The organism is Thiorhodovibrio winogradskyi (assembly GCF_036208045.1).
GTDB lineage: Bacteria > Pseudomonadota > Gammaproteobacteria > Chromatiales > Chromatiaceae > Thiorhodovibrio > Thiorhodovibrio winogradskyi.
Map to the genome: position 1 here is coordinate 475,888 of NZ_CP121472.1, position 12,057 is coordinate 487,944.

At 61.4% G+C, this 12,057-nt stretch carries 11 protein-coding genes; 9 read left to right on the plus strand and 2 right to left on the minus strand.

Translation table 11 applies throughout. The annotated features are described in order from the left end of the window. Window positions 1-52: 52 nt before the first annotated feature. The 3 genes from Thiowin_RS02375 (at window position 53) to corA (ending at window position 5,461) form a co-directional block, all read left to right on the plus strand. Window positions 53-1,144, plus strand: coding sequence for a TRAP transporter substrate-binding protein (locus tag Thiowin_RS02375; RefSeq protein ID WP_328986147.1), 1,092 nt, complete (start codon window positions 53-55; stop codon window positions 1,142-1,144). Between the two features lie 16 nt (window positions 1,145-1,160). Beyond that, window positions 1,161-2,444, plus strand: a complete 1,284-nt coding sequence (gene hemW / locus Thiowin_RS02380) for a radical SAM family heme chaperone HemW (RefSeq protein WP_328986148.1) — start codon at window positions 1,161-1,163, stop codon at window positions 2,442-2,444. 119 nt (window positions 2,445-2,563) lie between these two features. Continuing rightward, entirely contained in the window at window positions 2,564-5,461 is a 2,898-nt protein-coding gene (corA, locus tag Thiowin_RS02385) for a magnesium/cobalt transporter CorA (RefSeq protein ID WP_328986149.1), read from the plus strand. 42 nt (window positions 5,462-5,503) lie between these two features. Here corA and Thiowin_RS02390 read toward each other — a convergent pair whose 3' ends face one another. Next, window positions 5,504-6,388 carry an SDR family NAD(P)-dependent oxidoreductase gene (locus Thiowin_RS02390; RefSeq protein ID WP_328986150.1) on the minus strand — a complete coding sequence of 295 codons (885 nt, stop codon included), beginning with the start codon at window positions 6,386-6,388 and terminating at the stop codon, window positions 5,504-5,506. A 200-nt stretch (window positions 6,389-6,588) separates the two neighbouring features. Between Thiowin_RS02390 and Thiowin_RS02395 the strand changes: the two genes are divergently transcribed. The 6 genes from Thiowin_RS02395 (at window position 6,589) to Thiowin_RS02420 (ending at window position 10,663) form a co-directional block, all read left to right on the plus strand. Further along, window positions 6,589-6,732: a hypothetical protein gene (locus Thiowin_RS02395; protein ID WP_328986151.1), complete on the plus strand. Its 144-nt coding sequence runs from the start codon at window positions 6,589-6,591 to the stop codon at window positions 6,730-6,732. 404 nt (window positions 6,733-7,136) lie between these two features. Continuing rightward, window positions 7,137-7,766 carry a ParA family partition ATPase gene (gene parA, locus Thiowin_RS02400; protein ID WP_328986152.1) on the plus strand — a complete coding sequence of 210 codons (630 nt, stop codon included), beginning with the start codon at window positions 7,137-7,139 and terminating at the stop codon, window positions 7,764-7,766. Beyond that, window positions 7,763-8,038 carry a hypothetical protein gene (locus Thiowin_RS02405; protein ID WP_328986153.1) on the plus strand — a complete coding sequence of 92 codons (276 nt, stop codon included), beginning with the start codon at window positions 7,763-7,765 and terminating at the stop codon, window positions 8,036-8,038. The genes parA and Thiowin_RS02405 overlap by 4 nt, the downstream gene beginning before the upstream one ends. Window positions 8,039-8,168: 130 nt before the next feature. Beyond that, window positions 8,169-9,158 (plus strand): MBL fold metallo-hydrolase, encoded by a 990-nt coding sequence (locus tag Thiowin_RS02410; RefSeq protein WP_328988187.1) that lies wholly within the window; start codon window positions 8,169-8,171, stop codon window positions 9,156-9,158. 240 nt (window positions 9,159-9,398) lie between these two features. After that, a complete protein-coding gene (locus Thiowin_RS02415) occupies window positions 9,399-9,761 on the plus strand; it encodes a DUF971 domain-containing protein (RefSeq protein WP_328986154.1) in 363 nt (120 codons plus the stop codon). A gap of 107 nt (window positions 9,762-9,868) precedes the next feature. Next, complete coding sequence (locus Thiowin_RS02420; protein WP_328986155.1) at window positions 9,869-10,663, plus strand: SapC family protein; 795 nt, start codon at window positions 9,869-9,871, stop codon at window positions 10,661-10,663. Window positions 10,664-10,681: 18 nt separating this feature from the next. On the opposite strand, the gene Thiowin_RS02425 is transcribed toward Thiowin_RS02420, so the two are convergent. Then, entirely contained in the window at window positions 10,682-12,019 is a 1,338-nt protein-coding gene (locus tag Thiowin_RS02425; RefSeq protein ID WP_328986156.1) for an HlyD family type I secretion periplasmic adaptor subunit, read from the minus strand. Between the last annotated feature and the right edge of the window lie 38 nt (window positions 12,020-12,057).

Here is a 12,057-nt window from a genome sequence, read left to right on the forward strand (position 1 = left end):
AAACAGCGACGATTCGCTTCAGACTCACCCGACCAGCAGGAGGACGCTATCGATGCAACGTAGAGACTTCATTAAAGCTGCCGGAGTTGCCGCAATCACGGCTGGCGCGAGTACCCAGGCCGGGCAGGCCCATGCCAAGGAGAAGCCAGAGTATTCCTGGAAGATGGTGACCACCTGGCCAAAGAATTTTCCAGGGCTGGGCACGGGGGCCAATCATCTCGCTGAACTCATCGGCCAGATGAGCGGGGGCCGTATTGAGGTCAAGGTCTATGGTGCGACAGAACTGGTCCCGGCGTTCGAGGTGTTCGACGCCGTCTCCGCCGGTACCGCCGAGATGGGCCATGGCGCCGCCTATTACTGGAAAGGCAAGAGCGAGGCGGCGCAGTTTTTCACCACGGTGCCTTTTGGCCTGACCGCGCAGGAAATGAACGGCTGGCTCTACCATGGCGGTGGCATGGAGTTGTGGCGTGAGCTCTACGCCAAGTTCAATCTGGTCCCGGCCCCGGCGGGTAACACCGGCGTGCAGATGGCTGGCTGGTTCAATAAGGAAATCAATTCGCTCGAAGACCTCAAAGGCATCAAAATGCGCATTCCGGGCCTCGGTGGCGAGGTGCTCAAGCGCGCGGGTGGAACCCCGGTCAATCTGCCGGGCGGGGAGATTTTTACCTCCCTGCAGTCCGGTGCCATCGATGCCACCGAATGGATTGGGCCTTATAACGATCTGGCCTTTGGTCTCTACAAGGCGGCGAAATACTATTATTACCCCGGCTGGCAAGAGCCCGGCACCACGCTGGAGGCCATGATCCACAAGCCTAGCTTCGATAAGCTGCCGGATGATCTCAAAGTGATTGTGATGACAGCCTGCAAGGCGATCAATCTCGACATGCTCTCGGAGTACATGGCACGCAATCCGGCGGCACTCGACACCTTGGTTGAAGAGCACGGTGTTGACGTGCGCCCGCTTCCGGCGGATGTGGTGGCCAGGCTGCGCGGGTTATCGGGAGAGGTGGTGGCGGAGATTGCCGAGCAGGATGAATTCTCCAAGCGGGTCTATGCCTCCTATCAAAAGTTTTTGAAGCAGTCGCAGGCGTGGAGCAAGATTTCGGAATACGGCTACCTGACCGCGCGCGACCACGCTGGCTAGTACTCGGCCTGGGCAGGTGTCCTTATCCCGGCAAGCGGCGGACCAGCGGCGTTTTCTTGCTGGCCCGCCGCCTGTCGCGCTCTATGTGCATTGGCCCTGGTGCCTGCGCAAATGTCCCTATTGCGACTTCAATTCCCATCCCAGGCCCGACCATTGGCGTCAGGCGAGCTATATCGATGCGCTCCTGGCGGACCTCGATACCGAGCTTGAGCTGCAGCCACTGGAGCAAGCCGTCGAGACCCTGTTCATCGGGGGCGGCACGCCCAGTCTGATCGAGCCAGCCGAGCTGCACCGGCTGATCGCTGGCATTCGTGGCCGCCTTGATTTGGCCGCGCATGCTGAATTGACACTCGAGGCCAATCCGGGCGCTGCCGATGCCGCTTGCTTCGCGCAAGCCTTGGATGCGGGCATTAATCGGTTATCGCTTGGTGTGCAGTCCCTGTCCGATGCCAAACTCAAGGCCATCGGTCGCGTGCATGATTCAGCTCAGGCGCGACAGGCCTTTGCTCAGGCGCGGCAAGTGGGTTGCCGCAACATCAATATTGATCTGATGTTTGGGCTGCCGGGACAGAACCTCGGGCAAGCGCGCGCCGATCTTCAAGCCGCGCTGGCACTGGAGCCAGAGCATCTGTCCTACTATCAGCTCACCCTGGAGCCAGGAACGGCCTTTGAGCGCGTGCCGCCTTCCGTGCCCGAGGATGATCTGCTCGCCGACATGGCCGAGCAGGGGCAGCAGCTGCTCACCGACAGCGGCTATCGGCATTACGAGGTCTCTGCTTTCGCACGGCCCGGCAGAATGTGCCGCCACAACCTCAATTACTGGACCTTTGGGGACTATCTCGGCCTCGGCGCTGGTGCTCATGGCAAGCGTACCGACGCCAAACAGGGCAGGGTCGTGCGTCGCGTCAAATGGGCCGACCCGCTGCGCTATCTGGAGTCCGTCCGGCTCAAGCAGGCAGCGCCCGACGCCTTGGTGGCTGAGACCAACGAACTGAGCGATCAGGACGTGATCCTGGAATTTGCGCTCAACGCATTGCGCCTGCGACAGGGCGTTTCACTTTCGTTGTTTGAGGCCCGTGCTGGGCTATCACGAAACCGGCTCGCGGGCGCGCGTGCCCGTGCCGAGGAGATGGGGTTGCTTGAGCGCGGTGCCTCCCATCTGCGCGCGAGTGCTCGAGGCCGGCTTTTTTTAAATTCTCTCCTTGAGTACTTCATGACGGATCCGCCGGATGAATGGTTGGAAGTGGATCGGCTTGGCGGCGGAGACCGCCGCGACCGGGCTTCACATCGCCGACTTTGACGCCGCGGGTCTTTGCACACTGCTTTGAAGCACTTTGCTACACCAGACTTGTGGTCGCTGTATCATCAGCTCCCAGCAAAAATAATGACTTGACCCGCAGGCATCATCGATCTCTCGACATGACGCGAAAAACCACCTTGCCACCGATGGCGGCGAATCAAGCGGCGGGAGAGCCCGGATCAGCGCGCGGCTCGGAACAGGCATCTCACCAGCCCCCGCCGCCTGAATCGACCACGGACGTGGTCAAAACGCCGCTTAAAGGTGCGAAGCACGCCAGGCACGCCAAGCGCTCCAGGGCGGGGACGACGCGCACCCGCCTGCCGCGACCCAAAGGCTCGCGCCCCGGCACACCAGGCGGCGTTGAGTACCATGAGCTGATCCGCGGCGGCTCCGGCACGCCGGTGCGCGCCCTCTGCACCGATTTTAGCCAAGAGCAGATCGAAACCCAAGAAATCAAGGACATCAAGGCTTTTCTAGACGCGCACCGACCAAGCTGGTGCCAGGTTCGCTGGATACATGTTGAGGGGCTCGACGACCACAGTGTGATTCGTGGTTTGGCCGAGAAATATCAACTGCACCCTCTCGCCATTGAGGACCTCCTCGAGCACGAGCATCGCGCAAAGCTTGAGGATTACCCTAACACCGGCGATTTACCGGGGCGACTGTTCGTGATGGCACAGGCCGTCACGCTCGTGCGCGGCCAACCCCTGACCGAGCCGGTCGCGTTTTTCCTCGGGCGCACCACCTTGCTGAGCTTCAAGAGCGGCTCCCATGGCGTGATCGACGAGATCCGCCACCGGATCCAGTCACCGCTCTCGCGGGTGCGCCAGCACGATGCCAGCTTTCTGTTTTATGTGTTGATCGATGCCATCGTGGATCACAGCTTTCCCGTTCTCGACGCCTGCGCGCAGCGTCTTGAGGACGCGGAGGATCAAATCTTCAGCCACCCCGACACCATCAGTCTGCAAACCCTGCACGCGATTAAGCGCGATCTGGTCATTATTCGACGCACCGCCTGGCCCATGCGAGAGCTGGTGATTCAGCTCCTGCGAGACCGCCATCAGTGCCTGTCCGAGATCACCCAGACCTATCTGCGCGACGTCTACGATCATTGCACCCAAATCATCGATTTGGTCGAGACCTACCGCGAGATCGCCAGCGCGGTCACCGAGACCTACACCTCGATCGTCTCCAACCGCACCAACGACGTCATGAAAGTCCTGACCATCATCGGGACAATCTTTCTCCCGCTCACCTTCCTCGCCGGGGTCGAGGGGATGAATCTGGAGATGCCGGAAGCCCACTGGCCGCCCGCCTATCCGTTGTTCTGGCTCCTGTGCATCCTGATCGCGGGCTTGATGCTCTGGCACTTCAAACGCAAGGGCTGGCTGTGGCAACGGCAACCCGAAGCCGGTGCCGAGCCGGGTATTAACACGCAGATCACACTCGATTGTTATGCTCGAACGCAACTGACAATGCAGCAAGCCGCGGAGCCCAGTGAATCACCGCCAGCCAACCGCGCAACCGGAGTCCCAATGAGCTCTCGGAACAAGACCTCAGCACGTCCCCGCAGTGTGCAAGCCTACATCGACGAAACGCCGTTCTGGCAGGATGGCACTTCAACTCCTGGAGTACCCTTGACCCGAATGCAGTGGCGCATCTGGATACTCGCCACGGCGGGCAAGTTCTTCGAGGGGCTGGTTGTCTTCATGACCGGCGTCGCACTGCCGTTGATCGTGATGGAATTTCAGCTCGACGCCGCGCACAAGGGCGTTGTCGGGGCCGCCGTCCTCGCCGGCATCCTAATCGGAGCCACGGCCCTTGGCGGTCTCGCCGACGTGTTTGGCCGCAAGCGGATGTTCATCGTTGAGATGATCCTGTTCGCGATCTTTCTGGCCGCGTTAACCTTCAGTCCCAGCTTCCCGTGGCTGGTCGTTTTTCTGTTTGGCATGGGGATGGCGCTCGGCTGCGACTACCCAACCGCGCATCTGATCATTTCCGAGAGCATTCCAAGCAAGGACCGCGGCAAGCTGGTTCTGAGTGCCTTTGGTTTTCAAGCAGTTGGCGCACTGGTCGGCACCATCGTCGGGTATCTGATCCTCAACTTCACCCAAGATCTCAGCGCCTGGCGCTGGATGTATGCCACCGCCATCATCCCTACCATTGTCGTCATCATCGGGCGCTTTTTTATCACCGATAGTGGGCATTGGCTGCTGGCCCGCGGTCGGGTGCAAGAGGCGGAAACAGCCCTGCACCGGTTGCTGGAACGCGACCCCGCTTATCCCAAGACGGTGTGTCTCGAGGTCCCCGAAGCCGAGGACAAAGGCGACGGCAAGGCTCACGCCAAGGGCGGCTTTCTGGCACTGTTCAACCGCAAGAACCGTCGCGCCACCTTATTTGCCTCCATTCCGTGGTTTCTTCAGGATCTTGGCACCTACGGAATCGGCATCTTCACACCCACCATCCTGGCCGCCGCCCTCGGCCATCACACCAACCACGAGCACAACATTGCCGCCGTCATCCATAACGACATCCTGGCCGCCAAGGGCGCCGCACTGCTCGACCTGCTGTTGCTATTTGGGATCATCGCCGCCGTGCTTCTGGCGGACAAGGTCGGGCGCGTACGGCTTCAGGTGTTCGGCTTCATCGGTTGTGCGATTGGCTTGGCCCTGGCCGCCGGATCGATGAATTTCGCGGAACCCTTGCAACTCTGGGTGCTCGCGGCTGGCTTTGTGATCTTTAACTTCATGACCAACCTCGGGCCCAACGCCCAAACCTATCTGATTGCGGGCGAGGTCTTTCCGACCCATATCCGCGGGCAAGGTGCCGGCTTTGCCGCCTCCTTTGCCAAAATTGGCGCCGTACTGACAGCCTTTTGCTTCCCGATTTTTCAAAAAGATCTCGGCACCCAAAATCTGCTGCTGATCCTGGTTGGCTCTTCACTGCTGGGGGCTTTGATCACCTGGCTGCTGCGCATCGAGACCAAGGGCCGGAACCTTGAGGACATCGGGTGCTGATTCAACAACCCATGGGTTGTTAGCGCCGACGTGACGATGTTGCTAAACAGCCGGTTTGAAAATCTGCACCCGATCAGGTTGCTGTCCCGTTAGATGTTCACTAATCTGCCAGAGGCGGCGGTTGGCATCCAGGTCGCGTGCCTGCCGCGGCGCGGTGAGCGGCTGGCGGCCATCAAAATAGCACCCGTTCATGTCCGCGAGCGAGGGATCGCGCATCAGGCGCAACACCCGTTTGGCCGCCTGCTCCGGCGTGGGCAGCGCCCAGCCGAGCAGCAGCGCGATCAGCTTCCAACCCGGCCCCTGCGCGCCGTCGGTTCCTCCCAGATTAGACTTGAAGACCCCGGGAAAAACACAGTTGACTGTCACGCCCGAGCCTTGAAGACGCCGTGCCAACTCAAAGGTCTGGTGCAGCAAGCCGAGCTTGGACTGGCCATAGGCCTGCATCATCCGGTAGCGGCGGCGCTCCCAGTTGAGATCGTCGAAGTCCAGCGCGGTGTTCATGCGCGTGCCGACATGCAGGATGCGCGCAGGGGCGCTGCCCTTGAGCCGCTCCAGCAGGAGATGGGTTAACAGGAAGGGAGCGAGGTGGTTCACGGCCAATGCACACTCAATGCCATCGGGACTCAGCCGTCGCCGCGGGAAGGCGGTGGCGGCATTATTGATCAACACATGGAGCTGCTCGAAGTCCTTCAGAACAGCCTCGGCCAGGGCGCGCACTGATTGTTGATCAGCCAGATCGGCCACATACAAGCGCACCCGCGGGTTGCCGGTTTGCTGGCACATCAGCTCGCGCGCCCTCTCGCCGCGGGCCGCGTCGCGCGCGACGATGCCGATGTCCATCCCTTCAGCGGCCAGGGCCGTGGCCATGGCCTGGCCCAATCCCGAATTGGCGCCGGTGATCAAGGCGGACTGGCGAGCATTGTGCATGATCCTAATCTCCCGGTTTCGTTCTCGTTTGTCGATGCGGTTAGAGCGTCGTCTGAACGGCGGCGATCCGAGCGCGTACCGGCCACAAAGTCACGCAGCCAGTGATGATTATTCATGATGAATACCGATAGCTTAAAAATAACTAATTGCGACTGCAAGCGGCTCGCCGATGCGCGAGACACACTGGAGGCCGAGGGGCGATGATGGCGGTCGATTTGTTCGCCCACAACGCGCTGCATTTTTGGCTATTCTGCGTGCTCGTTGTTTCAGCCGCCAGCGTGCCGATTGGAGTGCGGGCGGAGTCCGACCTCGACGCCACGCTGTCCAATAGGGAGCAGGTCTGAAACCTGCCGTGGCGCTGGGGATGTGGTTTGCCGGACTGTTGGCTGCCATCGCCGTCAAATTAACGCGAAGACCATCATTGAGCGATCCCGGATGGCCAATAACTCAGTGAGCTTGCAAACACCAAAACGCAACCTAATCAATGCAGCCATTTCCACCTCCTTGGATAATCCTGAGTGGATTCTTCGGAAACAGCGAAGCGGAGGTTCCAACATGCCCCAGCAGCAACAAGACAACATGGGTGCCGGCGGCACCTGCATCTGCCCGAAGTGTGACTATCTGAGTTTACCCTTCGGTTGGAGGGCGCGGAGACCGGTTCTATCGAGGCTTGAGCCGGCTAGTATGGCTTTTTTGAACTCCGAAACGTGAGTTAGAATGATCAGAGGCTTTTTCCGAGGAATCCAATGTGGCCATTATTGCCGTGGTCAGCAACAAGGGCGGGACAGGTAAAACAACCCTGGCCATGAGCCTGGCCGCCGGGTTGCTGCGCCATGACAGCCTAATGCTGATCGATGCCGATCCGCAGCAATCGGCTTATCAGTGGCGGCTGGTGGGCGAGAATCGCCCGGGGCTGCCGCCCGTGGTCGCCGTGGCCCATGGGTTTGAATCCACGGTCAAGGCACTGAGCGAGAGCCACCATCACCTGATTATCGACTGTCCGCCCTCGATTAAGTCAGAGCAGAGCGGGCAGGCGCTGCGCCTGGCGGACATTGCCCTGGTGCCGGTGCAGCCCTCGCCCATGGATCTCTGGGCAACGGCGCCCATCGCCCGGGTGATCACCGAGCTGCGCGCCGAGAATCCGCGTCTGCGCGGCTTTATCGTGATGAGCCAGATCGAGCCGCGCACGACCCTGTCGCGCCTGATGCCCGAGGCAGTCGCCGAGTTGGATCTGCCAGTGGCGAGCGCCATGCTGCGGCGGCGTTCCATTCATCGTCTGTGCGTGCTAGAGGGGCGGACGATTTTTCAAAGCGGCCGCCGTGGCGCCGATGCCGTGGCCGAGATAGAGCAACTCATTGAGGAGATATTCCGCCCATGACAGCCGCCAGCAAGACCGAACGCCAGCTCATCGATTCCATCCGCAAGGCCAAGACTGGCAGCGGGCCGGCGGCGGCTGAGTCCGACGGCACTACCGCGACGGCGCCCGTGACCGATGCGACCAAGGCGCCGGCGGCCACAACCAAGCAGGACAGCCCGCCGCCGCGGCCACGCGCCGCGGCGGGCAAGGGCGGCGCGCGCAAGGGCGCGCGGGCAGCGTCCGCGACTGGCGGTGCCGGCTACAGCAGCGCGCGCCGGGTTTGGCCGGACTGATGCCTGGCCGCTGGGACAGTCTGTCTCCCAGACCGAGTCTCGCTGGCCTAATCTCACCGGCCGAATCACCCTAGCCGAATCACCCAGACTAACTCTTAAATGGACGACCAAATCCGAACTGGAGCAGATGATGGAAACCATCGCTGATGGCATTACTTGCATCGATACCGACCTTTATCGCCCGCGACTGGCGGCCAGTTACTTGATTCGCGGTGGCGACAGTCTCGCTTTTATCGATACCGGTGTCGCCCGCGCGCTGCCCCGGCTGCTCGCTGCCGTGGCCGATCTGGGCCTGACCCCAGCGCATGTCGAGGCCGTGATTCCAACCCATGTGCATCTCGACCATGCCGGCGCCGCTGGTGCTTTGATGCAAGCCTGCCCCAATGCGCGCTTGATCGTGCATCCCAAGGGCGCGCCACATTTGATTGATCCCGCCAAGCTGATCGCGGGCGCCACGGCTGTTTATGGCGCGGAAGATTTCGCACGCCATTTCGGCGCCCCCACGCCCATCCCCGAGTCACGCGTCGAGCTGGCGCAAGACGAGCAGCGGATTGATCTCGGCGGCCGCATCCTGCGCTTTATCGATACCCCGGGGCATGCCAACCATCACGGCTGTTTGTTCGATGAGCGCACCCGTGGTTGGTTCACCGGGGATACCTTTGGCATCGCCTATCCGGAGTTGCGCACCGAGGCCGGACCCTGGTTGTTCGCGCCCACCACCCCCGTGGCCTTTGATCCGAGCGCTTGGCAGGCCAGTGTGGATCGGCTGCTGGAGGTCGCGCCGCAAATGCTGTTCCTGACCCATTATGGTCGCCTTGACGGGCCCGCGGCCCTGGCGTGCCAGCTCAAGGCGAGCATTGCCGCGCTGGCCGAGCTGGCCTTGCAGGAGGAGCACTTGGCCGAGCAGGACTCCAGCCAGCAAGCGCGGGCCGAAGAGGGCCGGCTCGCGCGCCTGAGGGCCGCCGTCGCCGACAGCCTGGTCGCCGCGGCCCAAGCCCATGGCGTGCGTCTGGAGGCCGCACGCATCCGCGCGCTGCTGGCAGTGGACACTGACTTAAACGCCCAGGGGCTGGATGTCTGGCTCAAGCGCCGGCGTAAGCAGCGCGAGGCGGCGACTTGAAGGGCTGGGCCTTGGACTGGGCTTTCATTGAGTAGGCGCCATTTGCCCGCCATTTGCCCGCCAGTCGCCCGCCAGTCGCTTGAGTTCCGCGGGCTGTCACCCACCTAACGCCCAAGGTTCCGACCGTCCCCGAGACAATACACCTGTGTGACACAGGGTATCTCCTCGGGCTAAGCCGGCTGCACGGGCACTCACCCCGACAGCCAAATCACCAGATCGCGCCACGGAGTTTTCATTAGCATGCCAACCCCAACGGAATTTAATCTGCACCGTGCCTCGCGGGTGCTCGAGATCGCCTTTGACGACGGCGCCCACTTCACCTTTCCGGTCGAGTTATTGCGGGTCTACTCTCCCTCGGCCGAGGTCATGGGCCATGGCCCGGGTCAGCGGGTGCTGCAAATCGGCAAGGAGGAGGTCGGTATCGACAAAATCGAACCGGTCGGCAACTATGCCGTCTGTCTGCATTTCGACGACGAGCACAACACCGGCATTTACTCCTGGGAGTACTTATACAATCTTGGCAAGAATCAGGAAGGTCTCTGGGCCGATTACCTGGCGGAACTCGAGAAAGCCGGCCACAAACGCAAGTTGCGTGCATCTTGACAGGAGACGACAACAGGCACGCACAGCCTGATGAAGCAGCACTGGCGCGGGGGCGGTGACCAAGCTTTTCGTCATCAGGCATTCAACAACAGGCACCAGGAGGTTCCATGTCTCGGTTCGTTCCCATCTCAGCTGAACACCATGCCAGCCAGCGTTGGCATCGCTTCAGCTCTTATGAATTTGCCCGGCAGGCGCATCTCGCGGCCTTGGTCGGCGCCGAGCTGCCCAAGGCTGCCATGACCATGCCCATCGCCCTGGTGCCGCGCGCCGCCCAGGCGGAGTCCCAGAAGGACCACACCCAGGGTTTCATGTTCATCGCCCTGCTTGGTCTGGAGCCGGGCGTCAACCTCTTCATCGCTCCCAATGGCCGCTGGATTGGGCGCTATGTCCCGGCCGCATTGCGCGGCTATCCCTTTCGTCTGGCCAAGGCCGGGGATGACAAACTCGTCCTCTGCGTCGACCAGGACAGCGGTCTGATTGGCGAGCAGGGCGACGAGCCTTTTTTTAATCAAAATGGAGAGGTCGCCGAGCCGGTCGGTAAGGTGATGGAATTTCTCACCCAGATCGAGCGCAACCGCGCCGCCACGCTAGGCATCTGTGATCGCCTGCGGACCCATGGGCTCATTCAACCCTGGCCGATCAAACTGAAGGCTGCCGATGGCGGCGGGCGCCCCCTCGAAGGACTCTTTCGCATCGACGAGGCCGCGCTGAACGCACTACCCGCCGATGCCTTGATCGAACTGCGCGACGCCGGCGCATTACCCCTGGCCTACTGCCAGTTGCTGTCCATGCAGCAGCTCGGGCTGCTTGGCGAACTGGCCAAGTTGCGCGCTGCCCAGGCACCCAAGCTCAATGATGTGTTCAGCATCGCGGACGACGACCTCCTCCATTTTGGCGACTGATCCAGCGCCGGTCGCGGCTCAATCCTCTTTAAATGCAGTGGCGAAGATGTCCGTGATGGGCTGCAACAGGTATTCGAGAAAAGTCCGTTCGCCGGTAATAATCATGACCTGCACCGGCATGCCCGGTTGCAGGGTTTTCCCCTCGAGCTTTTCCATCCCTTCGGGCGTCACCCGCACGCGTGCCAGGTAATAAGAGTTTCCGGTGCGCTCATCGGTCAGGCTGTCGGCCGAGACCGTCACTACCTTGCCCGGAATGCTCGGTGTGGTGCGCGCGTTAAAGGCGCTCATGCGCAGATCCGCGTTCAGGCCGGGATAGACCCGATCGATGTCCACCGGATTGACTTGCGCCTCCACAATCAGATTCTCGTCCATGGGCACAATGTCGAGCAGCGGCTCGCCAGAGCGCACCACCCCGCCAATGGTGTGCAGATTCACCGCCACAACATTGCCGGAGACTGGCGCGACTATCTCAGTGCGCTTCAGGGTATTTCGCAGTGCCCGCTGACGCTCGCTCAGATCGGCCAGTTTTGTCTCAACCTCGCGCAGCTCGGCATTGACTTCCGTGCTTTGCTGGCGGTCAAGCTGCACAATCTGCAACTCGGTCTCGCTGATGCGCACCCGGGTCGCGGCGATGGAGGAAATATGTTCGGCGCGTTCGCCTTCTAGTTCCGCCACCATGCGTTCCCATTCGCGCAACCGGCTCTTGTCGCCCAGTCCTTTCTTGAACAAGGCTTTCAGCCCGTCGATCTCCTCCTGATAAAGCTCGATGCGCTTGACTTTCGTGGCCGCTTGGGCCTCAAGTCCGCGAATCTGTTCCTCAAGCTGCACGATACGCTGTTGCAGCACGTCTTTTTCGCCCTGCAAGGCCTTGCGCCGCGCCGCGAATACCCGTTCCTCCCCGGAAATGGCTTCCTGAATACGCGGGTCTTCTTGTTCCGTGAGCAATTCAGCGGGAAAGCGAATGCCCGTCTCGCCATCGCGCTCGGCAATCAGGCGCGCCGCGCGTGCCAGCAGGCCAAGAAACTGGCTGCGTGCGATCTCCAACTGTGCGCTCGCCTCGGTGGCATCGAGCCGCACCAGCACCTGGCCCTTCTCGACATAATCGCCCTCCCGGACCAGAATCTCCTCGACAATGCCGCCCTCGAAGTGTTGCACCGTCTTGCGCGTCGACTCCACCGCGAGCTGGCCCGGTGCCACCGCCGCGCCGTCAATGGGCGCCACCGACGCCCACACGGCAAAGCCGCCAAAGCCGAGCAGCAGAACCAGCAGTCCGGCAATCCAGATTGGTTTGTCGTTGGTGGGTACCTGTGGGTCGCCGTCGGTTTCTAGCCGGCGCGGAATAACATCTATGTCCATAAGTAATAGCGCATGCAACATCCAAAATGAAAATTAAG